Here is a 26,828-nt window from a genome sequence, read left to right on the forward strand (position 1 = left end):
TCAGAAAAATTTCGCAAGTCCCGTAATGCCAGGTATTGTATACGCCCTATAACCAAGTCTTCTAAGATGTTTTGCAAATCTCTCTGTGAAGCCATAAACGGTATATATTAATTTAGGAGACGTCTCTGTTACAAATTCCACTAGGCTGGGAAAATCGCTATGGTCGCTTAAAGGGATTCCATATACTCCCCTTTTAGCTGCTTCTCTCTTTGTAGTTTCTTCTGCATACCAACCACTAACCTCTACCTTGAAATACCCAGTTGGTGCAGACCTTAAGCTTGGTACTATTACTACATTTTTTTCCATGCCAGTTGGAATACCTAAGGCTCTATTATATCTTGCCACCGTGATGTGCGCTCCAGCTCTGGTTCCAAATAACTTTGCGACTTCCTGTGCTTTGCCTAACGGATATGCGACTATAGCCACTTTGCCGCTAGTAGTATATCTCTCAACTACATCTAGTAACTCATTGTATACCTCGGCTCTATTTGGAAATATATAGGCTGGGTCTCCATAAGTGGCGTCCATGACGAGTATATCTGGCTTATCCACGGGCTCAGCTGCGTCTGTTAAAATTGTGCCTGTGGTATTGAAATCGCCTGTAAAAAGCACTTGTAAATCGTCTATCTCTACAAGATACATAACACTGCCCAATATATGTCCTGCCTCCAACACTGCTATATGTACACCGTCTAACTCTAAGAATTTGCCTGGTGCGACAGTTATACGCCTTGTAGGTAGACTGCCCAAACGGATATACATGGCAACGAAAGTTTCTTGAGTTGCGACTACCAACTGTCTTAAGACATAACGAGATATATGGTCGCTATGACCATGTGTAACTAATACAAAATCTACATCTCTCTTTATCGGCCCTGTTGGATCTACAACAAACCTAGTTTTACGGCCCTCAACATATATACCGCTGTCGTAGTAAATATTCACATTGCATAAATTATGAGAACTTATATACGTCAATTATATGCGATATGTGATGTCGTGTCCCTTTGCCGACTGTGTGACGAGGTACGCCACAGTCTGAAAAATCAGACTTGCGAGAAGTCGTATCTCTGCGATGAATGGCAAAAATGATTTGTCTCGTCGCGATCGGATACCGACTGTCTAGAGAGCTGGGGAAAGGATCATTATGTTTGGATGGTGTGACGGTGATGGTTCAATGATATGATGAACTTACAACACCAAAGAGAAACAGGAGGATGCTCTACTCTGTTCATAATCTAACGACGGTCGCAACAATGTGCTACACATATAGGCAAGAGGGCTATATCGGGGACGGAAAAGACTAAACAACACTTTCACTCTCATTATCACTATCTTTATGAACGACTTCTCCGACTCTGAGGTCTGGCGCACTGCAGAGGGTCGTTGCCGGGCTCCAATGATTCAACCGCCTCGTCTGCAGTTGCCAAAAGGCGTATCCGCGGGCTGGCTATCTGGGAAAACCAGACACCATATATGGGATTTCAATAGTCTATTTACGTAGTTTAAGCGAATACGCCTTTACTCCAAATTTGCGGAGACTCTCGGCGACGTCTAGGCTAAGACCTCCGCTGTAGCAGTAAAAGACGTAGGTTTTATCGTGCCCCAGTCTATCTACTAATGTTAGTACGTCGTCTGGGTCAGCTCTTAAAGCTCCTGGGAGATGCCATTTTTGAAAAGACTTTTGGTCTCGTAAGTCTATCAAAACGGCGTCTGGAGGCAAGCTTTCTATCTCTATGTCTTGCGGGGGGGATAGAGACGCTATATAGCTATCTAGTTCTCGTTTCTTGACAATTTTTATATTTTTCACAACCTCTATTACTGCGTCGTATATCGCTAAGTCTATCTCCTCTATCTCCTCTCTAGTGGCCCACTTCTTAGGTCTCTTGCTAAATATGGCACAATACTCCGGTATCTTTATAGACAGCTCGTATGTGCCTATCTTCCTGGCCAGTTGTATAATTTCATCTTTATCCATCCCTACTAGGGGTCTCATAACTGGAATATCTAGCCCTCTCTCAACCGCAGCTAGGGCTTGTAAAGTTTGCGACGATACTTGCCCTAACGATTCGCCCGTCACTAGTGCAGTTGCCCTAACTATGTCTGCCACTTTGCGGGCTGTGAGATATAATGCGCGCTTAAAAGCGATATTCCACAGCTCTTCTTTAACATTTCTACGTATCGTGCGGCCTATAGGTGCACAGTCTGTAATAACTACGCGGGCGTTATAGCCGTAGGACCAAGAGAGAAGTCTCTTTATAACTTCTACGACAAGCCTGGCGACAAATGTACCGCCTAGGTTACAGTAAAAGACATCGACATGAGCCCCCCTCCTCATCATCATCCACGCGGCGACAGGCGAGTCTATTCCGCCTGATACCAACGCCAAGACCTTTCCCTCTGAGCCTATGGGAAGGCCGCCAGGCCCTTCTATAACTTCTGTGTATAGAAACGCGCGGTTATTACGCACTTCTATAAAAAGCTCAACTTCTGGATTTTCCAAATCCACTTTGCCTCCTGCTTTTGTTAACACGGTGCCTACTGCAATAGCTATATCTCTAGACGTAAAGCTATGCTCACCAACTCTATGCACTCTCACGGCGAATTTTCTCCCCGCCACCGCGCTACCCCAGAGTTTTAACGCTGCATCTACAATATCCTCTATCTTTTCGAAAATAATTACATACGCCGGACTTACAGACTTTACGCCAAATACTCTCGAGAGCTTATTTCTTAAACAGTCGATATCGCCGAGTGCATATATCCTCCCGGGTTCTCTGACAAATCTAACGTTGCCGCATTCTGTTGCCGCCTCTTTGGCGGCTTTTAGCAAAAGTCTTTCCATTTCTACACGTGTCTTGCCTCTCTTGATGGTTAGCTCGCCTACCCTCACTATTAAGACACGTTCCACAGTAGACTTTGTTGTATAGGATAAAAGCTATATGTAGCTGTATTCTTTAAAAAGACGGTCCATAGAGAAATACTGTCTAAACGTTGCGTATGTGTTGTATGCAACTTCCCAATACTTCTCACTGTTGTAGACATTTAACACCTCTTCTACCTTTTTTCTAAACTCGTGGTACTCTCTCCGGTCTATATCTGGGCTGTCTAGCGGCAACAGTCTATCTCTATCTTCGCCAAAGAGCCACCCGTTGTATCCATCTCTTATAACTTCTATAACTGCGCCATCGCGAGACGCTACAGACGGCACTCCATTTACGCCGGCCTTCATAAAGGAGGTGCCTGACGCCTCCCAGCCGCTAAATGGCGTAAATAGCCATATGTCTGAGGCCCATATTATCTTTTTGGCAGTGTCGATGTCTAGGTCTGGGAAGTAGTATACGTTGTCCATGTTTTCTGCGGCTTTTTTAAACTGGTTCATCATTTCAACGCCATATTTGTCATTGGGATGTGCGCGACCCCCTAGTATAAATACGACATCTTTATTTATGTCTTCTATAAGCTGAAGCACGAAATGTGGCCTTTTATAGTGTGTGATACGTCTAGCCCACGAAATTACTACTTTGTCATGTACATTTATTCCCAAAGCTTTCAGCGTCTCTCTTTTTACAACCTCTCTAGCCTTTCTTAATTGCTCGGGGCTATCTACATTTGTAATACTGGGGTGTTCCCACCTCGTAATTTCGATGGCGTTTGTAACCTGCTTGATTTTATGACAATGGTGGGGAAATGTGTTACACGTCACTTTCTTCATCTTTTTTGACACAACGATGCCCTCTGAAACCATCGCAAGTCCTACCTCTGTTAAAACGACAGGATTCATAGCCATATCATATCCAAATTCCTCTTGGAAAAACCTCTTGTTAAATGTCGGGTGGCCCCAGGGGGCTGGTGTATGAATTATAAGCCTGGCCTTTGGATGTCTCTTGTAGAGTAGGGTAAATACTGTGTATGCCTCTTGCAAGTCTAGATATTTGACGTTGTCCCACCCCACGAAGCGCTCTATATAATCAACTGCGGCTTTAGCCAAAATAACATACTTATAAAAACGCTCAGCTTCCGTATCTTCATAATATAGTCTCCTAGTTGCTTTAACAGCCCAGTCAGGCTTTTCAACTTTTATAAATACCGCCGTTGCGCTGTTTAGCCGATATGTATAGTAACTGACTACAACTTTGTCTCCTCTAATCTCTACTTCAGAGTTGTCTAAAAATGACAGTTTATCCAATGTATTACCTTCGGCAGTTGGGATTAACTCTCCGTTTTCCTCTCTATATTTCACATATCCCTCTGGGTAGTAAAGTGTAATGACTGTATATGGCACCCCGAGCCTTGCAGCTGCATAGAATTTGTCGCCCTCTAAGACGCCGAGTCCTCCCGCGAAATTTTTTACAACCTCTATTCCAAGCTCTGGCGTAATTGAAATAATCACATTGCTGGGGAAACCCCCCTTTAAAACTATTGAAGATCTATTACTCTTTCAAGTTGCGGTATTACATATTCTAGACCCAAACTCGTCAAAGTCTCTTTTGTAGGCACGCCGCGTTTATCCCATCCGCGTATCTCATAGTAATAGTCTAGGAGCTTATTATACCCCTCGTAATCTAGGCGTGAACCTTTCAGAGGACCTTTATTAAGCGGTTGTTTAAACCACTTAACTGGCGGCATATCTAGCTCTCTGCTCCACCACCCGTATTCTCTTATCCAAAACGCCCGGATAAGCGTATAAATTCTATCTCCCACCTTGTTGAAATACTCCGGTGTTGCGTCTACGCCTGTTGCAGCTTTAAAAAGTTTGGGATACCAATCTAGGGAGAGCCCAACTTCTACCCAAGGTAGTCGACATCCGACAAAAGTCTCAAACCACCCTCCTCTTATCCGCTGTAGTTCTATAACTTTTGCCGCCTTCTCTCTGGTGTAGCCAAATCTATCTGTCTTAACCTCCCAAGCTATTACCCAAGCGTCTTTATGATGAGCCCCTATGGGTGATGTGGCATAAGATAATGCCATTGCAGGCGCAGCGTGGCAGTCGTATGCAGAGACCTCAAGTCCCTTGACGTGCATGGCGAATTCCTCGCCGCCTATCCTCTCAGCGATTTTCTTTACGCCCTCTGCTAATAAATCGCCAAATCCTCTCCTATACGCTATATCATATGTTAGCTGCTTTGCAACCTCGTAATCGCCCCATTCGATTATAAAACCAAGTTTGTCGCCATAGCCTTTCTCAGAAGCCTCCATGACATAACCCAAGACGTTTCCAAGAGAAATAGTGTCTATGCCCATAGTATCTGCAATTCTGTTAAGTTCACCAACTTTGTACAGGTCGCCAATGCCTATGTTAGAGCCTAACATAGCTAAGTTCTCATAATCTACTTCTACAGTGCCAGATTCGGCAGGAACCCAGTGGCCGCATGCCATAAAACAAAGTGGACAAGACTTGAGATCTGTCTCAAACTTCTCCACCATATTGCCGCCGATTTTAGAAAATTCATCAAACTGCCCCTCGGAGTAGTTGTATGTGGGCAAGACGCTTGCCTCTTGTGCCCACTCTACAGTTGAGGTAGTTCCCTGTCTCATCCAAAAGCTGTAGCTCGGGCTTGCCATACCCTCTTTCACTGCTTCAATGGCTACCTTTTGATACAATGCCTTATCTGCCAGAGGTATTTCGCCCTTGCCCTTTATGACCACGGCCTTTAATCTCTTAGACCCCATAACGGCGCCTATGCCTGGTCTACCTCCTGAACGCCCCTTGTGTGAAATTACAGTGGCATAGCGTACTAAGTTCTCTCCGGCAGGGCCGATTGTAATCACCGCGGCGTCTTTCCCATGTATTTTTTGTAACTTGTCTTCCACAGACCAAGTGTTAAGCCCCCAGTAGTCTCTAGCGTCTAATATCTCTACTTTTTCGCCCTCTATGTATATATAGGACGGCTTTTCTGCCCTGCCTTCTATTACCAATGCATCATATCCAGCTTTTCTCAAATTTACAGCAGCCCAACTGCCTATATTACCGTCGCCATAACCCCCTGTGAGAGGGCTTTTTGCGGCGACGACAAGTTTCCCAAAGTTAGGCCCTGGCAATCCGACAAGGGGGCCTGCGGCAAATATTAATTTGTTATATGGTGACAGCGGGTCAACGCCAGGAGGCAATTCATCCCATAGTAACTTTATTGCAAGACCCCGCCCGCCTATGAAAGCCTTTGCAACAGAGGCGTCTAGCTCTTGTACAACAACTTTCTTTTTAGTAAGATCAATTCTTAGGACTCTTCCCTGCCATCCGGCCATGTTGTTGGCTTTGGCTAGAGTTAAAAAACATTGCCATTCTACATAAATCTGCCTGTTACATTGCCTAAAGAACTTCATTGTTAAATATTTAGCGATCTGCGTTGATGATTCTATGGATGTGGTGCTCTTTTTCGAAGTTCACCAGCCCCGCCGTATAAGGCCAGACATCTACCGAATTTACCCGAGGAAGCCTAGCGATATAGAAATTTTCTATGATGAGTTAAATATGTCAATTCTTAAGAGGGTCGTTGAGAGAGTCTACCGTAGGGCCACGGATATTTTAGTTGATATAGCGAGAGAGATTCCGGGGTTTAAGGTCACCTTTAGCATAAGTGGTTTGGCATTTGAACAGATACGTAAATTTGCCCCAGATGTTTTAGAGCTATTTCGCGAACTTGTCTCACATGAGGCGGCTGAATTTATTGCACAGACTTATTACCATAGTCTTGTATGGTTTATAGATAGGGAAGAATTTAGAGAACAGATAGAGTTACAGGCAAAAACTGTGGAGGAGTTAGTTGGCATAAGACCGAGGGCTGCTGAAAATACAGAGTTTATTTATAACAACGACATTGCGTGCTTTCTATACTCAATGGGTTTTGAGACGGTGGTTACAGAGGGGGTAGACTGGGTTTTGGGATGGCGCTCTCCCAACTACGTCTATAAAGCATGGGGTTGCGACGTAAGAGTTCTAGTCCGTAATTACAGACTTAGCGACGACATAGGGTTTAGATTTGGGGCACGGTGGTGGGATCAGTGGCCACTCACAGCAGATAAATACGCAACTTGGCTAGAGGCCACTCCAGGCGATGTAGTGTTTATAGCCGTCGACTACGAAACCTTTGGAGAACACCACTGGCCAGAGTCAGGCATTTACGAGTTTCTCAGGTGGCTCCCGAGAGAGATAGCGAAAAGACCGCGGCTCAGGTTCGCTACAGTTTCTGAGGCGGCGTCTCGCCATCCGCCTCGCGACATATACGACGTGCCCCCTTGGGCCACCATCAGTTGGGCAGACGAGAGAGACCTATCTGCGTGGTTGGGCAACGAAATTCAACGCAACGCCTTTGCCCTCCTTGCATGGCTTTACCCATACGCCAAGGCTCTCGGTGGCGAGACGCTGAGGCTTTGGAGAGAGCTCTCTACGAGCGACCACTTTTATTACCAAGCCACAAAGACAGGGCCTGCAGGAGAGGTACACTCTTACTTCAGCCCATATGGCTCTGCATATAAGGCGCATGACGTCTATATGGCTGCTCTAGTTGCGCTTTTGATAGAAATAAGAGAGAGGTGGAATGTCGAAGCAGCAGAGAGACTTGTGTTTAACGATGAGAGATGTTTCTATGGCCAAGGCGTAAGGATATGCTCGTTGAAAGAGCTAAAGTCTGTAGATATGAATTTCAAGAGACGTAACTATGAAGACTTATTGAAATGGCTTGTCGACATATTTCTTCTTACGCCAGACGAGGCTAGGAGGATACTTAGCTGATATGTACGCGCCAGAGCAGATAAAACGTGTCTATATCCTGACAATGGAGTTTAGCGGATTGGTAAAAGTGGGGGGTCTTGGAGAGGCTGTTAGACAGTATGCTGTTGGTTTGGCGAGAAAAGGCTATGACGTAACAGTACTAATGCCTAGCCATGGCAGACATTTAGATCCCAAGAGAGGTTTTGAACTATACCCTCTAGACTTTAAAACATGTGGAGAGCGCAGAGGGTTAGACGGTAAGCTATACCCCTATTGCCTAGGCGCAGAGATGACGTTTATAGAAGGCGTGAAAGTAGTGATGTTTAAAGGCCTTGACTATGCCACAGGCCATATATTTGACAAATGGGGTGTTTATGAATATACAGAGGAGAAAGCATCTCTATTAACTAGGGCAGTTACGGCGTTTGCAGAACGCTTTGGATTACCCGACTTAATACATATCAACGACTGGCCTACAGTATTGGCGGGAGTAGCTCTAAAAGACCTAGCGGAGAGAAGGGGCTTGGCGTTGCCGCTTCTCTTCACAATTCACCTATCTTGGGATTATAGATTTCCCTGGCACTACGCTGAGTGGAGCGGGCTGTACAATAGACAACACCCAGTTTGGAGAGTTTGTTGCCACAGCTGGGAGTATTACAACGCAGTATGGGACGAGGGGTGGGGAAGCGTTGAAAGATTTGGCGTAGTGGAAGCAGATGCAGTGTCTACAGTTAGCTACGGCTACTTAGAGGAGCTTCTACGTAAGTATGGAGGGTGGCTACGTCCAAAAACTTGTGTTGTATATAACGCCACAGATTGGTCTCTTAAAGACGTCGAGGGGATTTCTGAGGAGGACACATGGCGTCTTGTGGAGGAGGTAGAACGTATGGGCGTAATAGGCGGTCTGGAAAAAGCCGGCGCCCTCTTTCTCACAGTGGGGAGGCTAACATATCAAAAGGGCATAGACTTGGCTCTGAAAGCCCTAGATTACGCCCCCAGTGCCCGGCTACTTATACTAGGTCTTCCAGCGGGAGAGCGGGATTATGAAGAATATATAAAAAGTTTGGTCTGGGAAAGACGGGGAAGGGCGGCTCTTTCTGTGGCAAAGATACCGCCGAGACTTTATAAAGCATTACATTATGTAGCAAAGGCACTAATTATGCCATCTAGATGGGAGCCCTTCGGTATTTCGGCAATAGAAGCTATGGCACTTGGCACGCCAGTTATAGCGACAAAAACCGGCGGGCTACCCGAAATTGTAGACGGAATGGGTCTCTTAGTTGAGCCAGAGGATGTTGAAAACTTGGGAAGAGCTATAGAAGCGATAGCCGTCGGTCGTTACAAACCGCCGCCGCGACACTACATAGTTAACTATGTAAATAGGAAATTTAGAATTGAACATACGGTAGAGATGTTGGAACAATGTTACGAGAAGGCTAGACAATTTGCATTTTTTAGAGCTCTTAGCTAGTGTGGTTTTCTGTAGAAAATTTAAAAGGAGGAGCAAAATAATACATGGTAAAAATCGCTGTGATACCAGTAGGAGGCGAGGCCGTTAGGCTCAAGCCTCTAACTGTGGAGACATCAAAAGCTATGGTGCGTTTTCTCAACAGACCGCTTATCGAGCTTTCAATTTTACACTTAGCGCAACAAGGCGTAGAAGAGTTCTACTTCGGTGTACGGGGTTATCACAACTACCGCGATATATATGATTACTTTCGTGAGGGGGAGTGGTTTTATATAAGATATGGTAAAGGAATAAGGATTAGATATATGCCTAGGGTGGAGACTAGAGGCAATGCGGAGGCGGTTCTTACGACTCTAGAATACTACGATATTAACGAGCCTGTGCTTGTAGTACAGGGTGACAACATCTTTAGACTAGATATACAAGATATGTATAACTTCCATGTGTCTAAAAAGGCGTTTTTAACAATAGCGCTGAAGGAAGAGATAGAAAACTTGGAAGAGTTCGGCGTCGTTGCGGTAGATGAGGACATGCGCATATTAAAATTTGTAGAGAAGCCAAAGAAGAGAGAGGAAGCTCCAAGTAATTTGGTAAATACAGGGCTTTATATACTTTCTGAAGACTTTAGAAACTTCTTCAGAGGGGAGGTAGGACAGAGACTTTACGTAGAGGGTAGAATGGATTTTGGAAAAGACGTTATACCAACTTGTATTGAAAGCGGATTGCCTGTATATGGCTATGTTACCAAGGGCTATTGGTTTGACATAGGAACTCCAGAGCGTTATCTCAAAGCAGTGCGATACTTGTTGAGACATTTGAACTCTAGCGAGTTAGAAGCCGAGGAGGTAGTGTCGCATGTATATATACAAGGATCAAGTTTACAATCAAAGGCTCTAAAGGAGAAAATCGGTGATAACATCAGAAGTAATATAATTAGAGCAGAGGGGCCCTTATTGATAGGAAGACACGTACAGATAGGCGCTGAGACGTATTTAAAGGAGTCTGTTATAGATAACTACGTAATTATCGGAGAAAAAAGCTCTATTGAAGAGTCTGTAATAATGGATCGTACATACGTAGGCCGTGGAGTTTCAATAAGACGCTCAATTATTGGTAGACATGTCTATATAGGGGATGGTGTAGTGATAGAAGATTCGGTAATTGCCGATAACGTTTCTGTGGGGGAGGGCGCCTATTTAAAAAATGTAAAGGTGTGGCCGCATAGAACTATTGAAAGAGGTGTTAGGCTAGAGGGGTTTTCGCTGATTTAGCACTTTGACAAGTTAAGAATTGAGAGGACGATAAAAACTGCCTCTTCTGTTCTAATACTTTCAACGCCTTGACGTGGGACGAAATTTATAAGCTCGCCAGGCGGTTCAACGCCAGCTTCTTTGTATATCTCATCAACCCCCTTTCTCGGGCCTCCGAATACAACCAACGTCTTCTTCCCTACCTTTGGCTTAGCTTCACATACAGACCTCCCCTCCTTTCCTGTCAAAATTATGGCGTCAAATCCCTCGGTTAAACTCTGTAAAGGCCTTACCTCAACTTTGTAGCCCCAATACGCAGGGGGGGTGCCTCTATACACAGAGGCTCTATAGGTATCAGGTCTTTCCGTTGGCGCCTCTATTTTTACCAGGAGACGTGAGCCCACCGGATAAGGCTTTGGAATTTTTGCATACTTCCCACCGCCTATATACACCAGCGAAAAGTAACCGTCCCATCGCTCGACTACACCTTCGCGTATTTCGCCAACTCTTGGCTCAAGAGACACGGTATGGCTCGGTATCTTCAAAGGGGGGAGAAGTCCTGCCAACTTAAGCCGTCGATCTAGTTTAAAAAGTCTCTTCCTAAGATATGGTGGTGTTACGACATATTCTAGGATTGTTTTGGCGAAATCGATCTCTTCCCTAAGTGGACTACCGTAGTAATATATTATTATTGTCTCAACATTAAATATAGCCGCAGCTCTAGCTAAGTAACCTAGTTTGCGCACTTTGCTAGCCTCGTCGGGGGCTTCTGAAAGAAAGTCGTGGGGTACTGCTATTGAAAAACTCACTTCTTTTTCTGTTTTTCAGATTTTTTCTCCTCTTTTTTCTTCTTTTCTTTTTCCTCCTCTCCTGTTTCCAAGCCTAACTTCTTTGCCTCTTCTTCACTAGTCATAAATAGTGTTGTCCTTTGCCGTCCTCCCATAGCATTCCGATAATCTGTAGTTTTAAAAATTATTTGCCTAATACCTCCTTTAGACCTGGATACATCTCGAGGATCTGTTCGCGCATAACTAATGCATAGTATTGTAGTGCGATTTCGACGAGAAGTATAAGTCCGGTCCCGCTACCCCATACGCCGAGGATGTTGCCAAGTGCTGCGAAAGATCCAGCAATAAACCCGCTTATTATTGTAAGCGCATTTATAGGTCTCTCTAAGATTTTTGCCAGTATTTTTTCACTTTGTCTAAAGCCAGGGACATGCAATTGCGACTGGGTAAACTGTTTTGCCTGGTCCTCTGCGCTGAGACCAGCCAACTGAACCCAGATCCAAGCAAAGGCTATAGCAAGCGTTACGTAAATTAAGTAGTGTATAATTAGCAACGGTATGTCAAAGAAATATCGGTGCGGCAGAAATATGACTCGTACGATGTAATAAATTACAGGGTTATACTGGCTGAAGGGGAATAATAATTGGCCAAGCAAGAGAAGGGAATACGTTGTAAAGATTATTGGTAAAACTGAGACGTAGACGAACCTAAGTGGGATGCTAAACTTTATCCCCCTATATTGTCCAGCTGTTACTGGAATATTTACCTTCATCATTTCAAGATATAAGATTATATACCCCAGAAGGACGGTAGAGAGTAGTCCTAAGATATCTGGGAGATAGGTGACGGATTGTTGACCCTGTAGCACTACCGGCCTATTTATTAAACTAATTAGCGAAGCTACATTTCCATGAGCAAATAGATCATAAAACGCGGCGCCGAGAGCTGGTATTAGCCCTACAACATGCGCCTGGCCGTTGACATCTACTACGACATCCCAAGAGAACAAGCTGAGAAATATCTGGCGAGCAACGCCTAAGAATATTATAAGACTTATAGCGCTACCGATACCCCAGCCCTTAGACATTAGGTCATCTAGGAGAATTATAATCACTGTCGCTATTAGTAGCTGAATTACGATAAAAGCTCCAACTAGCGGCGACACTGGGCCGAATTGTCCTCCTAGTACATATGCCACTGCCTCAACTGCTGCTATGCCTAAGGCTGTCCATTTTAATAACAGCGTAAACTTAAGCCGGTCTTCGCGTTTGTTTAAATCTAATCCTAATATACCTGAGAAAGCAAATACCTCCAGTAAGATTCCTGCAATAACTATAGGGCCTATGCCCAAGTGGGCAAGCGTGCCATATGCTGTGCCGAATATTATGGAAAGTAGTTGTTGTGCTTGTTGAGTCCCCTGCTGAGGTTGATGTTGTACTCCGTAGAGTGGCGTGATCGTCATTAGGATATATACTGCGGCTACTACTGTAGTCCAGAAGAGTCTTCTAGAAAGAGGTACTCTACCCGGCGGCCTTGAGACCGTTGGTATAAATGTTAGAAAATCCATTTATTTGTGTATGAGTGGAATTATTCTCACCTCTCCGCCAGCTTTTTCAATTTTTTCAACTGCTGTTCTACTGGCGGCTGGAGTATAAACTATAACTGGCACATCTATATGGCCCCCGCCTAGGAGCTTGTTGTACCCAAGTTCCAAGAGTCTGATGACGTATTTGCCCCCCTCCTCTGCGATTTTTCCCTCTTTTTTAAGCTCTTTGATTATGTCGGAGAGACTGCCAACATTTATAGGCCTCCACTCGATGGCGATAGTGGGGGGTTGTTTAAAGCCGTGTTTTCCGTAGAAGGGCCATCCTGTGCCACTTTCGCCGTATTTCATAACTAGAGACCACTTGTGTTTGTGGAAGCCAACCATGCCTTTACCGCCAGAGCTCCCGCTTTTTCTATGTTGGCCTACTCTGCCCCAGCCGTGTGTCCTGCTACCGCGTCTATATTTAACAGCGGGTTTAAAGCGTCGAACCATACAGCCCTTGCTTCTGACACATTTTAAAACTTTTCTGCAAATAGTCGCTATTAATGGCTAAAACTTTATTAACATAGAGGATATTTAGTTTAAGCCCCGGTAGCTCAGCCCGGTCGGAGCGCCCTGGGGTAACGCCCCGCGTATGCCTCGTATCTGTCAGCGAGACAGCGGGAGGTCCCGGGTTCGAATCCCGGCCGGGGCTTCGTCATTTTTTATTTTGTCGCAGCCATATGCGCCGGTGTTATATTATTCTATTCTTCAGTTTTCCGCTAAATATTCTCAAGAAGACTTCTAAATGGCATGTTTTGAGATTCGCGCTAGGGTTGACGTAAATTCTTGAAATTCGATGAGAGATTTTGTATTGGTGAGTTTTCCTGAAAAATTCTGTGCTAGTAAAGAAAGCGTTGAGTTATAGACGGCGATAGTCCAGCGACTCCACGCTTAAGACGCCCATGTCTTAACTCTAGACCTCCTAAGCCACTCTTTAACATTTTCTAAGGGGTATAGAAGAGGAGATGTCGCCGAGATATTCGGCAGAAGATTGAGAAAGATAAAGGTGTATATACACAGACTCATGCTGTCGTTATGCTTGACACGCGGCTTAAATTCACTATAGAGAAGGGGTAGTCCTATACCCGACGACCACACCCGAAGCATCTCAACTACCAACGAAGGCTGAGCTAGAGAAAGTCCCTAGGCGTAGGGACAGACGGCTTAGAACAACAATGTCTTGATAACTCTTCTAGCGTATGCCCTCTTTTTCTGTAAGACGTAGAGTACCAAAGCGATGGTAAACAAGATATTTATTATAAATGAGGCTATTTTTAAAATCCACGTCAATAGGCTTATATCCACAGGGGGGTTTAGAGAGCTTGTCAGTATCTGCAAAGCTGTTTCATAAAACAGAAGGCCTATCAGAGGTATTACGGAGAGTACAAGTGAAATAGATAGCATAAATCCTATTACCCCGTTCCATAACAGAGATGAAGGAGCTGTGGTAACGCCAAGGGTAAGAGCGATAATATATATCGCCGTTAATACAGCTAAGGAGAGGTATAGTTTCATACCTCTTCTAGCTTTTTAAGTAGCCACTCAATTATATAGTTGTGCGCCGTGCCCGGTTTGCGAGGTAATTGTTTTAAGCATTCCGCCACAGCGTTCATATACTGTAAATCAACTTATTTTTATATTTGTTTCAAGCATTGTGGAACTAAAAGTTTGGCCTCTCGACATTACTTATGCCGTAGTTGGTAGTGTTCCTGAGATTAGGATTTTCGGTATTTTAAGCAGCGGTGAGCGTGTTGTACTTATCGATAGGTCTTTTAAGCCGTATTTCTACGTCGATTGTGCCGTTTGTGAACCAGCTGCTCTAAAGACTGCGTTGTCGCGAGTTGCACCAATAGACGATGTACAAATAGTTGAAAGGAGGTTCCTCGGAAGGCCTAAGAAGTTTTTGAAAGTTATTGCTAAAATTCCTGAGGATGTCAGGAAACTTAGAGAAGCCGCAATGTCGATACCAAGGGTTTCTGGCGTTTATGAAGCAGATATTCGTTTTTACATGCGATATATGATAGACATGGGGGTAGTGCCCTGTAGTTGGAATGTGGCAGAAGTAGAAGAGGGGGGTAGACTTGGCGGGATTCCCACATACGTTGTCTCTCAGTGGTACGGGATTGACGAAGGCTTTCCCCCTTCATTGAAAGTTATGGCGTTTGATATCGAGGTTTATAACGAGCGTGGCTCTCCCGATCCTATCAGAGATCCCGTGGTTATGTTAGCCATAAAGACAAACGATGGGCACGAGGAGGTTTTTGAAGCTAGTGGGAAAGACGATAGGGGGGTTGTGCGCGCTTTTGTGGATTTTATCAGAAGTTATGACCCCGATGTAATTGTTGGCTATAATTCCAACGGCTTTGATTGGCCTTATCTAGTAGAACGTGCGAAAGCCGTTGGCGTGCCGCTCAAAGTTGATAGACTGAGCAATCCCCCTCAACAGAGCGTGTATGGACACTGGTCTATCGTTGGTAGAGCAAATGTAGATCTCTATAACATCGTGGAAGAGTTCCCGGAGATTAAGCTAAAGACTCTTGACCGTGTTGCTGAATATTTTGGTGTAATGAAAAGAGAAGAGAGGGTGTTGATCCCAGGCCACAAGATTTACGAATACTGGAAAGACCCCAATAAAAGACCTCTACTTAAGCGGTATGTTCTAGACGACGTACGATCCACTCTAGGACTTGCCGACAAGCTCCTACCGTTTTTAATACAACTATCTTCTGTATCTGGGCTACCGCTGGATCAGGTGGCAGCGGCGAGTGTGGGCAACAGGGTGGAGTGGATGCTTCTTAGGTACGCGTACCGCCTGGGCGAGGTGGCTCCGAACAGAGAGGAGAGGGAGTACGAACCATATAAGGGGGCCATCGTGCTTGAGCCAAAGCCCGGGATGTACGAAGACGTGCTTGTGCTCGACTTCTCTTCCATGTACCCTAACATCATGATGAAGTACAACCTATCGCCGGATACGTACCTAGAGCCCGGCGAGCCGGATCCGCCCGAGGGTGTAAACGTGGCCCCCGAGGTGGGGCATAGGTTTAGGAGAAGCCCACCAGGCTTCGTCCCTCAGGTGTTGAAGAGCTTGGTGGAGCTTAGAAAGGCGGTAAGAGAGGAGGCGAAGAAATACCCCCCAGATTCGCCAGAGTTTAAGATCTTAGACGAGAGACAACGTGCCCTCAAGGTTATGGCCAATGCCATTTATGGATACTTGGGTTGGGTGGGGGCCCGGTGGTATAAGCGGGAGGTAGCCGAGTCTGTGACGGCTTTTGCCAGAGCGATTCTAAAAGACGTTATTGAACAAGCTAGAAGGTTGGGCATTGTGGTTGTATATGGCGATACAGACAGCCTATTTGTCAAAAAACATGGAGACGTGGACAAACTGATCAAGTACGTGGAGGAGAAGTACGGCATAGACATAAAGGTGGACAAGGATTACGCCAAGGTGCTTTTCACAGAGGCTAAGAAGAGGTACGCTGGCTTATTGAGAGATGGGCGTATAGATATTGTGGGATTCGAGGTCGTGAGGGGAGACTGGAGTGAACTTGCCAAAGACGTTCAGCTAAGAGTTATAGAGATTATACTTAAGTCAAGAGATATTGTGGAAGCTAGACATGGCGTTATAAAATATATTAGAGAAATAATAGAACGACTGAAAAATTACAAGTTTAACATTGATGATTTAATAATATGGAAAACTCTAGACAAAGAGTTAGACGAATATAAGGCGTATCCGCCTCATGTTCACGCTGCGCAAATTCTCAAGAGACACGGCTATCGAGTGGGCAAGGGCACTACGATAGGCTATGTCATAGTTAAAGGAGGCGAAAAAGTATCTGAGAGGGCGTTGCCGTATATACTCCTTGACGATATAAAAAAGATAGATATCGACTACTACATAGAGAGACAGATAATACCAGCGGCGTTGAGAATAGCAGAGGTTATAGGGGTGAAAGAGTCGGATCTTAAAACGGGGAGAATGGAAAGGTCGCTTCTAGATTTTCTAAGTTAGAAAACTACGTTTTCTGCGTTATTTGATCAAAAGTCACTATCTTCATATCTTCAGGCACTTTTGTAAGAGGGCCAACTCTAGCAGTTATAATAACTTTGACTCCCCTTTTCGTGGCTAAGTCCACAATTCTTTGTGTGACAATGCCATCCATTACCACAGCGTATATAGAATCATTTGAGTTGGCAAGAAAATCGGGCAACTCTCTAACTGGTAATCTCTTCAATAGCGTCCAATTTGCATCGTATACCTCGGCCTCTAAAGTACCTAGCATCTCTTCTATCTTCTTGGATAGGTCAAAGGGAGCTTGCACCTCAGCAGTCGTTGGCTGTGTCTGCGTAAGCTGAGGTTGTTGAGACGGCATTTGTGACTCTGTTTTCTCTCCGGCCGCTTTTTGTTGTGCAAGCCATTCTTCCAGCGTTATTTTATTCCTAAGCGCTTTCGCTATTTCCTTAGCTGTCAACTGTTCTACTTCTTTCCCTGGCGGCGCCCGGGCTATATAGTCTATGTGCGCGACTTTTATTAACTCTCTTAGTACTATCTCGCCGCCTTTATCGCCGTCAATAAACACAGTTACAGACTTCTTTTTACTCAGGTCTATTATAGTTTGGGGAACTCCCTTGCTTATACCCTCTATTGCGATGACATTTCTATATCCATGTTTTACTAGGTTAACTACATCGGCTCTGCCCTCCACCACTATTATAGAATCTGATTTATCTACATCGGGTCCCGCTGGGAGTTTTTCTGGGCCATATTCAATTATCTCAGCCTTTGCTACATCTTCCTTTAGTCTCTCAATAATCTCTTTAGTATCTGGTAATATCTCTTCTTCTATTAATTTTACAAGTTCTTTAGCCCTTTCGATTATTTTCCTTCTTTTCTCTTCACGGAGATCCTTTATCTCAAGTACTTTGACGTTGGCAAGATACGGCCCTACTCTCTCTACGCTCTCTATAAGCGCGGCAACTAATGCAGTTTCGTAACGATCTAAATTACTCGGTATGTATATCCTGGCTTTTGTCTTGCTATTTTTCTCAGATATTTCGACTTCTATCCTACCTATACGTCCCATCATTTGGAGTTCTCTTAAATCCATATCTTTGCCTAACAACCCTTCTGTTTGGGAAAATAAAGCGCCAATTATATCGGATTTATCCACACTGCCATTTACATCTATTTGTGCCACTATCATGTATTTGGCTACAATGGTTAAAGCTCCCATAGGGGTCTCTCTCTTCTTCAGGTTATAAATTCTTTCTTCTTCACGTATTTAAACTCCGTAGCCCTATGTTTCAATGCTAAAGACTTTACGTCAAATAGGCGACGTAGTGTATAAAGCACTTAAATATGCGCTAGATCTAGCACAGCCGGATACACCTGTGCTAGAAATTTGTGAAAAAGTCGAGGCTTTTATAAGAGCTAGCGGTATGAGACCGGCATTTCCTGTTAATGTAAGTATAAATGAGGTGGCGGCTCATTATACGGCGAAAAGAAACGACACTCTTAGGCTTCCAAAGACAGGTATTGTCAAAATTGACATAGGTGCACAACGTGACGGCTATATTGTAGATGCCGCAGTGTCTGTGGCTTTAAGCCCCATTTTTTCAAACCTAGAGAAAGCTGCCAAAAAAGCTTTAGAATCTGCCCTAGGAGCTATAAAACCTGGGGTAAGAGCGTGGCAGATAGGAGAAACTATAGAAAAAACTATCAAGAGCTTTGGCTTCAATCCCATATATAACTTAACTGGCCACAAAATTGAGCGTTATATTTTACACGCCGGATATGTAGTACCAAATTACTCAGACAAATCTGCATCCCAAGCCTTTGCGCCTGGCGATGTGTATGCAATAGAGCCTTTTGTCACAAATGGGGAGGGATATGTTGCTGACAGAGGAGAAGTAACGATATATCGCCTAGCCCGTATGCGACATAAGACTTACCAATACATAATAGATATAATAAGCGCAGAAGCGGGACCCTTGCCCTTTTCTCCACGTTGGTTTCCACAGATATCAGATGTAGAGATAGAAACAGCGTACAGAAATGGTATTCTACATGGGTATGAGGTTTTGATAGAGAGATCAAAGGGGTTTGTTGCACAGTTTGAGGACACTGTATATGTAGCTGAAGATGGCGCTATACCTTTGGCGCAGACACTAGACTTGATATAGTAACGACGAAATATCTTTCTGCGAAAAGTTTTTATAGACACAATTTTTGTCAAGCCATGAGTCAAGCTGTATTGACTCAAATAGGAGGAGTGCCAGTGCTTGTATTAAAGGAAGGTACGCAGAGGGCTTTTGGCAAAGAGGCGCTTAGGCTAAATATAATGATTGCAAGAGCTATAGCCGAAGTTATGAGGACAACACTAGGGCCAAAGGGCATGGACAAAATGCTTATTGACTCTCTCGGCGATATAACAATAACAAATGATGGTGCCACTATTCTCGATGAAATGGATGTTCAACACCCCATAGCTAAGTTACTAGTAGAAATTTCTAAATCTCAGGAAGAGGAGGCTGGCGACGGTACTACTACAGCGGTTGTGCTAGCCGGCGCTTTACTTGAGGAAGCCGAGAAACTACTTGAGAAAAACATCCATCCAACTGTAATAGTAAGCGGTTTTAAGAAGGCGCTAGATGTGGCCACAGAGCATCTACGTAAAGTTGCCGTTCCTGTAAGTAGGACAGATGTAGATACGCTGAAAAAAATAGCTATGACATCAATGGGTGGGAAGATTTCTGAAACTGTAAAGGAGTATTTCGCTGACTTAGCTGTAAAAGCGGTGTTACAAGTGGCAGAGGAGAGAAATGGGAAATACTACGTCGATCTTGACAACATCCAGATAGTTAAGAAGCATGGCGCATCTCTCCTAGATACTCAACTTGTTTATGGTGTAATAGTTGATAAAGAAGTCGTTCACGCAGCAATGCCTAAGCGTGTTATAAATGCCAAAATAGCGTTACTTGATGCGCCATTGGAGGTAGAGAAGCCGGAAATTGATGCTGAAATTAGAATTAGCGATCCACAACAGATGAGAGCGTTTTTAGAAGAGGAGGAGAAAATCCTCAAGGGCTATGTCGACAAGCTTAAATCGCTTGGCGTAACTGCGTTATTCACTACAAAGGGCATTGACGACATTGCTCAGTACTACTTAGCTAAAGCTGGCATATTAGCCGTGAGGAGAGTAAAACGTAGTGATATAGAAAAATTAGTGAGAGCTACAGGCGGGAGACTAGTGACAAATATTGAAGACTTAACAGAAGCCGACCTCGGCTTTGCGGGACTTGTTGAGGAGAGACGTGTAGGCGACGAGAAGATGGTGTTTGTAGAACAATGTAAAAACCCAAGAGCAGTCTCGATCCTAGTACGTGGAGGCTTTGAGAGACTTGTCGACGAAGCCGAGCGTAATCTTGACGATGCTCTATCTGTTGTTGCCGATGTAGTTGAGGAGCCTTACATACTTCCTGCTGGCGGCGCGGCTGAGATAGAGGCTGCGAAAGCTGTTAGAGCCTTTGCGACAAAAGTGGGCGGAAGAGAACAATATGCTGTAGAGGCGTTTGCAAGAGCTCTTGAAGCCATACCTAAGGCTCTCGCCGAAAACGCCGGGCTAGACCCCATAGACATACTGACTGAGTTGACGCACAAACACGAGCAGCCAGATGGTTGGAGATACGGCCTTGACGTATATCAAGGCAAGGTTGTAGACATGATGGCTCTCGGCTTAATTGAGCCGTTGACTGTAAAGCTCAACGCACTTAAAGTAGCTGTTGAAGCCGCGTCTATGATTTTGAGAATAGACGAGATAATCGCGGCATCTAAATTAGAGAAGGAGAAAGAGGAGAAGAAGGGAGAGGAAGAGAAGAAGGAAGAAAAGAAGGAATTTGACTAAATTTTTTCAGGTTTTCCCCCTAGTATAGATAAACTATTTAGAGTAATATTTTTACACAATTTTAGTATAATCGCTGTGGGGGACGCGTAACTTACAACTGTCACGTCTGTCATATATATGCCAAGTTTTATCATTTTTTACATATTTTGACAGTCTTTGTTATTGTACATTGAGGTTTATTTCTCCGTTTATATGCAGTATGTAGCATCCGCTAGACGGTGCTCAGATGACTCTAGCGGAGATACAGCCCTATCAAGATGCCCCCGTGCGGACTATCCGCCTTCTCTCACTAAGGTCTAAAAGTGGAAGCTACACTGTCTTGCATACGCCGCCGCTAAGCTGTGGAACGAGGTGAACCACCCCATGTTGTCCAGCCTATTAACCCTTGCGAGGGATAACGTCCAAGGTCTCCATACTGCGGGCTCCGCCGTTAGCAGGTCATTAACTTAACTTATTTTTTCCTAGTAGTAAAACTATAAGTACAATAATTCCAAAGATAAAATCTTTTGTCACCATTATATGTGGTACTGTAATTGCAAAAGATGTTGCAAAAATTACAATCCTTGCTCTGTTTTTTAAAGCTCTATATTTTGCTCTAAAAAGCGGCGTTGATGCCTCTATGTTTTTTCTTTCAGCTCTTACTACGATATCGTCAATAAGAGGCTCTGAAATCAGCTTGTTAAAGTAGTTTCTTGGGCTATACAGATCTTTAAGCACTGCAAAATATCTCTGAACTAACGGCTCTCTTGTAAAATTTATGAGAACTTTCCTAATTTTGTTTTCGCCTTGTCTTAGTATTATATATGACATAGCTATGCCGATTGTTAGAGTTACTATAGCTAAGTATTTTAGCAACGGGTTTGTTACTAAGGCTATTCCACTAGTTATGACACTAATAGTAGACATAGATGATAAAATCAGTACAGTTTTTACATACGTTTTCTCCTGAATCTCTTGGATCTTATAGGCTATATACTCATTTAACATATACTTCTACGACTTTTCTCTTGACTGCCTCCTTAGGTTGTTTGGCAAGCTGTATTATGGCAATATTTTTCAATTTAACATATTTCTCTAGTCTCTCTATTGCATCATTTACAGATGTAGAATGCATAGTTGCTAAAGTCTGTATACCTATCTCTGTTGCAGTTTTAAATGCGTGAAAATGATTCTCATATTGTAACTCTCCGATAAATATGACATCTATATTTCTATTTAGTGATGCATATACTTCTTTTATCTTGTCTACATTTCTTATCTTTATCTGGTTCTTTTTTGGATCTTCATCAAATTCATCAGCCTCGTCTATGTAGACTCGCTGTAGGTTTGGTGGTATTAAATCATCTAACGCTACAAGAAATGTTGTTTTTCCAGAGCCGGGCGGCCCTGTGATTACAATATGTTTCCCCTCTTTTATCAATCTATAAATTTCATGTAATTGTTCCATAGTTATAAACCTAGAATCTAATAGTTTATCTATAGTGATTTTAGACTTATGTATCCTAAGATAGGCTTGTGGATTTGGAACCACTGGGGGCAGATCTAGCGAAATTCTCATTCTAATTGGGCCAAATCTCACGCCATATCTAATCGATGGGTTTGCCGTAGTTAGTTCTATTCCTTTCATATGTGCCAGTTTTAACATATTCTTTACTAGTGTAATATCAGCAATTTTAGAAGTTCTAAGTTTTTCAGCATGCTTTGTTATGTATATAGGACGTCCGGGAATTACAAGGATATCTTCTATGTCGTTGCTTTCTACAAATTCGGCGATCTTTAACAATCCAATAGTGGCCAGCGTGGCTCTTATGGCAATTTTTCTGTCTATTTTCTCAAATAATTTATATCTGAGATCTAAAGTAGCATCTATGTCTCTTGAAAAGATTCTTGATGCCAGTTCTATGACTGAAGAAAGTTCATGTTTATTAAAACTACAAAGTCCCTTCTCTTGACAAGAGTATTTACATGCTATACACTCTAGGATCTTAGTGAGTAGTAGAAACATGTCTCCTTAATTTCGAAACTGTATCTCTAATAGTAAATTTACTTATATTTACTATCTTCGCGATAGTCTGTTTGTATATCTGAACCCCCATAGCCTCTGCGGCTAGGTAGACAACCGAGGCTGCTATCACCCTAGGGTTTTTGCCCTGATAGACCCTTTTATCTAGCTTTTGAAATAGATCCCATGCTACCTCTCTAATATCTTCTATAGCTAGTTCTGTAGAAATTTTACTAATATAAAATTTTACTATATCGCTATATTTCATATTGATAGTTTTTTTGTTTTCTTTTTCAAGACTTAGAAATATAGTACGTCTTCTTATAACTGATATACTCTGCTTTGGTACGGGCGCGACTACTTCAAAACCAAGTACTGTTCCGCATTCTGTACAGATGTATTCGCCGTCTTTTAATATAATTTTGTCAGATCTGCAATATGGACAAATCATGTGTCCATGGACATTTCAATATTTTAAAATATGTAGTTATATCTATTTCTATTGAGAGAGAGTTAACTAAAAGTTTCGTAACACCGCCTATAAACGTTTTTATACTATATACAAAAGTGGCGCTATGGAATTTTTGCTAAAGGTTGAAGAAATATCAAATGACTTTCCAAACACTATAAAACTGAAGGGCGACGTAGATATAACTATAGAGTTACCACTTAACATACTTGGCATAAAGTTATCTAAAGGTGAAAATGTAAAATTAGTATTACAGCAAGAAAAGGATAAAGAATTACATAAGTATAAGGTATATGCATGGGGCATAGTATATTACGTGGGGAATAATATAACGCGGATATCTATCGGTGGTCTACAACTAGATATTATGAAAGAACTTCCGCTAAAAGTTGGTGAGAAAGTTTACATTGGCATCATATAAATTTTTAAGCCCGTTCAACGCCTCCTCAATATGGCAACAACTTTAGCAGAAGCTAGCAAGAGGTTTGTAGCTGAGCTCAATAACGTCATAGGTAGAGAGGTACAAGTTGTCCTTTCTAACGGGGAGGTATATAAAGGCATACTACATGCAGTAGATAACCAGCTTAATATAGTCCTTGCAAATGCTATTAGTAAGACTGGGGAGAGGTATACAAGAGTATTCATTATGTATAGATATATTGTCCATATAGACAGCATAGAAAAGAGAATTGACTTACGGGAGTTTGCAAAACAAGCAGAAAAAATATTTCCAGGGATGGTGAAATATCTTGAAGAGACAAACACCGTCATCATAGGCGACAAAGTTCGTGTTAGTGAAATTGGTGTTGAAGGTGTAGGGCCGGTTGCCGAACGCGTCAAGAGACTTTTTGAAGAATTTCTAAAGTCGAAGGGTATCGAATAAGCTAATCCCAAAATGCTTTAGTTGTCGCATACTGCCTCTCTGCATCTAATATGGCGAGCCAGAGGTCTTCGCCTTCAAAAACCTTGTTTAACACCTTTATAGCAGTTTTTGGCCCTATTCCATGAGCAAGTTGTATAATAACGCCAACTTTTCCATGTTCAAGCACTATAGCCGCACTCTGTTGTAGATTTTCCAAGATCTTCCTCTCGTCTACACTTAGTCTCTGCTTAAGCCTAAACTTATTCAGTATATTTCTTGCCTTCTCTAGATTGACTCCTTTTATTACAGCTAATGCTCTAACGCCACACTTTTGGCAGTGTATATCGTCTGGAAGTGCGGCTGCTCTTGTCATAAGTGTCCAACCACAGTTAAGGCATAATAAAGTGACGTATTTATTCAAAATACGCCTCCTAACAATATCGGCAAGAGACTCCCTAGAAAGTCCTCTAAATGAGAAATCTAGACGTAACGCCTCTTCTAATATGGGCTTTTCTAACAACGTAGGTCTCTGCAACTTCCTAACTACAATAGGGATGCGTCCATTGGATAATTTCTCAATTAAAGATATCATTGCTTTAACATCTACTCTTTCTACAAACATCTCATTTAGAGTTTCAAGCCCTGGCAAATCATCTAGGTAGATCTCGATTAGTTTCGTAGGGATTTCTTGTGCATCTTTTGACACAATTCCAACTCTCCTAGCTACTTGCAAAAATCTATATCTAAATACTTTAGAATTTTTTATAGCGTTTCGTAAAGTCCTGTATACAAACTCCTGAGGCTTTCTAAAGACTTCTTCTATTGCGTTTATAGGAACGTAATCTCTAAAAATGAGGAGAACTCTATACGCATCTGATCTATATCCAACAGGCCCTACATATCCAGAAAGTGCGTGAGAAAGATAGAGACCCAATGCCTCATTGCCCTTGGTTCCTAAACAACTGTGTATTACTGCATACTTATTACCCAATACATGTATATGCAACCTTTCAGGGGTTGGCACAAGCTCGGCCTCTAAACCCTCTAAATCCAACCCCAGCTCGTTTTCCCCCGCCAACGCTTTTTGCAAAACCTCGGCTCGCCTTATACAGACCTCTTGAGCTACCTCATATGGGACGGGTATCTGTTCGCCTAGCCACGCAGGCAAAGCACCCTTGACATCGAAATCGGGGTATAAGTACACAGCGTCATTTTCCTTTCTGGAAAAAACCCAGACTCTGCCAGAAAGTACAATCTTTGTACCCGGCTCTATTGAGTAGACAAACTCGCTGTCTAACTCGCCAACTATCCTCCCAGTGGTTTCATCAAGAGCTTTATAACTCTTCTCATCAGGTATTGTAGATACGTTCTCAAAATAATATCGTATACTATGTCTCCTCGGCTTTAAACCCCTTAAGAGTTTGTGTCGCTCTGCAAAATCTAGCACAAGCCGTATGTCCTCTTCGGTCAAGTTTCTATAAGGATGTGCTCTTCTTACTACCTTAAGTATGTAGTCTAGGTTTATCTCTTTACCATCAATTTTAGCTTCCAGAGCGATTCCAACTATTTGGTGAAGTAATATATCAAGCGCATTTTCGTGGTATTCTACCTCTTCCTCAAGTCTACCTTTTAACGCTCTTTCTACAATTACTTCGGCCTCTAACAAGTCTTCAAAATCAGACGCCACAATTATGCCGCGGGAGATTTTGTCTAGTCCGTGTCCGCTTCTGCCAACTCTCTGGACTAGTTTCGAAACTTGTCTTGGCGAACCATATTGTATAACCAGATCGATGTGTCCTATATCTATCCCAAGCTCTAGACTTGAAGTGGCTACGACAGCTTTTAACCTACCTTTTTTAAGACGTTCTTCAACAGAAATTCTATGCTCTCTAGAGAGAGATGAATGATGTACTTCTACGCTATCGCCTAAAATACTCCTTAGTTTTGACGCGAGAAACTCTGCGCCGTCTCTAGTATTTGTAAAGATTAACACGGCGCCTTTTGAAGACCTTAGGTATTCGGCGATTTTTCTAATTCTAGCTAAAGTCTCTGGCGTTACGTCAAATTTCTCAGCGTCTATATGATCCTCCTCTGACGGCATTGGGAGTACTGTATCGATCTCAAGTCTCTTCTCTCCCGACACATCGACTATTTCTACTTTTCTACCAACGCCACCAAGAAAATCGGCCACAAGCTGAGGGGCTCCTACTGTTGCAGAAAGCCCCACTCTCTGGAACTCCCCCGCAAGTTCGACCAAGCGTTCTAGTCCAATAGCTAGTTGCACACCTCTCTTACTATTGATAAGTTCGTGAATTTCGTCGACAATTACAAAACGTACATTTCTTAAATGCTCTCTAAGTTTACGATGCAATAGTAATATTTGTAGAGATTCCGGAGTTGTGATAAGGATGTCGGGAGGTCGTACGGCAATAGCCTTTCTTTCTTTCTGTGTTGTATCGCCATGTCTTATGGCTATGGAGAGACCAACGGCATCCGCCAACGCGTAAAGCCGTCGCAGTAAGTCACGATTTAAAGACCTCAATGGCGTAATGTAAATACATCTAATACCACTAACGTTGCTTGTTTCTATCATTTTTGAAATTATGGGGAAGAGAGCCGCCTCTGTTTTGCCAAAACCTGTAGGAGCGATTAGGAGGACATGAGAACCAGAAAGTATTCTGGGAATGCCTTCTGTTTGTATAGGCGTAGGCGTTAGATATCCCAATTCTTTTATCGCCTTTTGTAACTTGGGGTGAAGTAGATGAAAAACCACAAAAGACAGGCCT

General features: G+C 43.1%; 22 protein-coding genes and 1 tRNA gene. 9 read left to right on the forward strand and 14 right to left on the reverse strand.

The window, feature by feature from the left end:
- The 4 genes from ACZ49R_RS04455 to ACZ49R_RS04470 form a co-directional block, all read right to left on the reverse strand.
- Entirely contained in the window at positions 1-945 is a 945-nt protein-coding gene (locus ACZ49R_RS04455; protein WP_464733905.1) for an MBL fold metallo-hydrolase, read from the reverse strand.
- A gap of 547 nt (positions 946-1,492) precedes the next feature.
- Positions 1,493-2,911, reverse strand: a complete 1,419-nt coding sequence (gene thiI / locus ACZ49R_RS04460; protein WP_464733906.1) for a tRNA uracil 4-sulfurtransferase ThiI — start codon at positions 2,909-2,911, stop codon at positions 1,493-1,495.
- Positions 2,912-2,938: 27 nt separating this feature from the next.
- The gene (locus ACZ49R_RS04465; protein ID WP_464733907.1) at positions 2,939-4,393 is read right to left on the reverse strand and encodes a glycogen/starch/alpha-glucan phosphorylase; all 1,455 of its coding nucleotides are present in this window, start codon (positions 4,391-4,393) and stop codon (positions 2,939-2,941) included.
- A 26-nt stretch (positions 4,394-4,419) separates the two neighbouring features.
- Complete coding sequence (locus tag ACZ49R_RS04470; protein ID WP_464733908.1) at positions 4,420-6,246, reverse strand: aldehyde ferredoxin oxidoreductase family protein; 1,827 nt, start codon at positions 6,244-6,246, stop codon at positions 4,420-4,422.
- A gap of 112 nt (positions 6,247-6,358) precedes the next feature.
- On the opposite strand from ACZ49R_RS04470, the gene ACZ49R_RS04475 reads away from it, so the two are divergent.
- From ACZ49R_RS04475 to ACZ49R_RS04485, 3 genes are read left to right on the forward strand one after another with little or no spacing between them, the layout of a single operon-like run.
- Positions 6,359-7,732: a glycoside hydrolase family 57 protein gene (locus ACZ49R_RS04475; RefSeq protein WP_464733909.1), complete on the forward strand. Its 1,374-nt coding sequence runs from the start codon at positions 6,359-6,361 to the stop codon at positions 7,730-7,732.
- Between the two features lies 1 nt (position 7,733).
- The gene (locus ACZ49R_RS04480; protein ID WP_464733910.1) at positions 7,734-9,182 is read left to right on the forward strand and encodes a glycogen/starch synthase; all 1,449 of its coding nucleotides are present in this window, start codon (positions 7,734-7,736) and stop codon (positions 9,180-9,182) included.
- A 44-nt stretch (positions 9,183-9,226) separates the two neighbouring features.
- Positions 9,227-10,450: a sugar phosphate nucleotidyltransferase gene (locus ACZ49R_RS04485; RefSeq protein WP_464733911.1), complete on the forward strand. Its 1,224-nt coding sequence runs from the start codon at positions 9,227-9,229 to the stop codon at positions 10,448-10,450.
- Here ACZ49R_RS04485 and ACZ49R_RS04490 read toward each other — a convergent pair.
- From ACZ49R_RS04490 to ACZ49R_RS04505, 4 genes are read right to left on the reverse strand one after another with little or no spacing between them, the layout of a single operon-like run.
- Positions 10,447-11,238 carry a putative RNA uridine N3 methyltransferase gene (locus tag ACZ49R_RS04490; RefSeq protein WP_464733912.1) on the reverse strand — a complete coding sequence of 264 codons (792 nt, stop codon included), beginning with the start codon at positions 11,236-11,238 and terminating at the stop codon, positions 10,447-10,449. The genes ACZ49R_RS04485 and ACZ49R_RS04490 overlap by 4 nt on opposite strands.
- Positions 11,235-11,372 carry a hypothetical protein gene (locus ACZ49R_RS04495; RefSeq protein ID WP_464733913.1) on the reverse strand — a complete coding sequence of 46 codons (138 nt, stop codon included), beginning with the start codon at positions 11,370-11,372 and terminating at the stop codon, positions 11,235-11,237. Before ACZ49R_RS04495 ends, ACZ49R_RS04490 begins: the two co-directional genes overlap by 4 nt.
- A gap of 29 nt (positions 11,373-11,401) precedes the next feature.
- The gene (gene secY / locus ACZ49R_RS04500; RefSeq protein ID WP_464733914.1) at positions 11,402-12,784 is read right to left on the reverse strand and encodes a preprotein translocase subunit SecY; all 1,383 of its coding nucleotides are present in this window, start codon (positions 12,782-12,784) and stop codon (positions 11,402-11,404) included.
- Positions 12,785-13,255: an uL15 family ribosomal protein gene (locus tag ACZ49R_RS04505; protein WP_011762714.1), complete on the reverse strand. Its 471-nt coding sequence runs from the start codon at positions 13,253-13,255 to the stop codon at positions 12,785-12,787.
- Positions 13,256-13,348: 93 nt separating this feature from the next.
- On the opposite strand from ACZ49R_RS04505, the gene ACZ49R_RS04510 reads away from it, so the two are divergent.
- Positions 13,349-13,457, forward strand: a tRNA-Thr gene (locus tag ACZ49R_RS04510).
- A gap of 512 nt (positions 13,458-13,969) precedes the next feature.
- Here ACZ49R_RS04510 and ACZ49R_RS04515 read toward each other — a convergent pair.
- Positions 13,970-14,320, reverse strand: a complete 351-nt coding sequence (locus tag ACZ49R_RS04515) for a hypothetical protein (RefSeq protein WP_011762713.1) — start codon at positions 14,318-14,320, stop codon at positions 13,970-13,972.
- Between the two features lie 139 nt (positions 14,321-14,459).
- Between ACZ49R_RS04515 and ACZ49R_RS04520 the strand changes: the two genes are divergently transcribed.
- Positions 14,460-16,817 carry a DNA-directed DNA polymerase gene (locus ACZ49R_RS04520; RefSeq protein ID WP_464733915.1) on the forward strand — a complete coding sequence of 786 codons (2,358 nt, stop codon included), beginning with the start codon at positions 14,460-14,462 and terminating at the stop codon, positions 16,815-16,817.
- Positions 16,818-16,821: 4 nt separating this feature from the next.
- Here ACZ49R_RS04520 and dnaG read toward each other — a convergent pair whose 3' ends face one another.
- Entirely contained in the window at positions 16,822-18,039 is a 1,218-nt protein-coding gene (gene dnaG / locus ACZ49R_RS04525) for a DNA primase DnaG (protein WP_464733916.1), read from the reverse strand.
- A gap of 73 nt (positions 18,040-18,112) precedes the next feature.
- Between dnaG and map the strand changes: the two genes are divergently transcribed.
- Together map and thsB are read left to right on the forward strand one after the other, a co-directional pair.
- Entirely contained in the window at positions 18,113-18,988 is an 876-nt protein-coding gene (map, locus tag ACZ49R_RS04530) for a type II methionyl aminopeptidase (RefSeq protein WP_464733917.1), read from the forward strand.
- Positions 18,989-19,044: 56 nt separating this feature from the next.
- Positions 19,045-20,709: a thermosome subunit beta gene (gene thsB, locus ACZ49R_RS04535; protein ID WP_011762709.1), complete on the forward strand. Its 1,665-nt coding sequence runs from the start codon at positions 19,045-19,047 to the stop codon at positions 20,707-20,709.
- A 441-nt stretch (positions 20,710-21,150) separates the two neighbouring features.
- Here thsB and ACZ49R_RS04540 read toward each other — a convergent pair whose 3' ends face one another.
- From ACZ49R_RS04540 to ACZ49R_RS04550, 3 genes are all read right to left on the reverse strand, one after another.
- Positions 21,151-21,615, reverse strand: coding sequence for a hypothetical protein (locus tag ACZ49R_RS04540; protein ID WP_464733918.1), 465 nt, complete (start codon positions 21,613-21,615; stop codon positions 21,151-21,153).
- Between the two features lie 70 nt (positions 21,616-21,685).
- Entirely contained in the window at positions 21,686-22,714 is a 1,029-nt protein-coding gene (locus tag ACZ49R_RS04545; protein WP_464733919.1) for an ATPase, T2SS/T4P/T4SS family, read from the reverse strand.
- Positions 22,695-23,162, reverse strand: coding sequence for a TFIIB-type zinc ribbon-containing protein (locus ACZ49R_RS04550; RefSeq protein ID WP_464733920.1), 468 nt, complete (start codon positions 23,160-23,162; stop codon positions 22,695-22,697). Before ACZ49R_RS04550 ends, ACZ49R_RS04545 begins: the two co-directional genes overlap by 20 nt.
- A 124-nt stretch (positions 23,163-23,286) precedes the next feature.
- On the opposite strand from ACZ49R_RS04550, the gene ACZ49R_RS04555 reads away from it, so the two are divergent.
- A complete protein-coding gene (locus ACZ49R_RS04555; RefSeq protein WP_011762705.1) occupies positions 23,287-23,601 on the forward strand; it encodes a hypothetical protein in 315 nt (104 codons plus the stop codon).
- Between the two features lie 30 nt (positions 23,602-23,631).
- On the forward strand, positions 23,632-24,063 hold the full coding sequence (locus ACZ49R_RS04560; protein ID WP_011762704.1) for an Lsm family RNA-binding protein: 432 nt from the start codon (positions 23,632-23,634) through the stop codon (positions 24,061-24,063).
- Position 24,064: 1 nt separating this feature from the next.
- On the opposite strand, the gene ACZ49R_RS04565 is transcribed toward ACZ49R_RS04560, so the two are convergent.
- Positions 24,065-26,815, reverse strand: a complete 2,751-nt coding sequence (locus tag ACZ49R_RS04565) for a DEAD/DEAH box helicase (protein ID WP_464733921.1) — start codon at positions 26,813-26,815, stop codon at positions 24,065-24,067.
- Positions 26,816-26,828: the final 13 nt, after the last annotated feature.

This window comes from Pyrobaculum organotrophum, assembly GCF_055384425.1.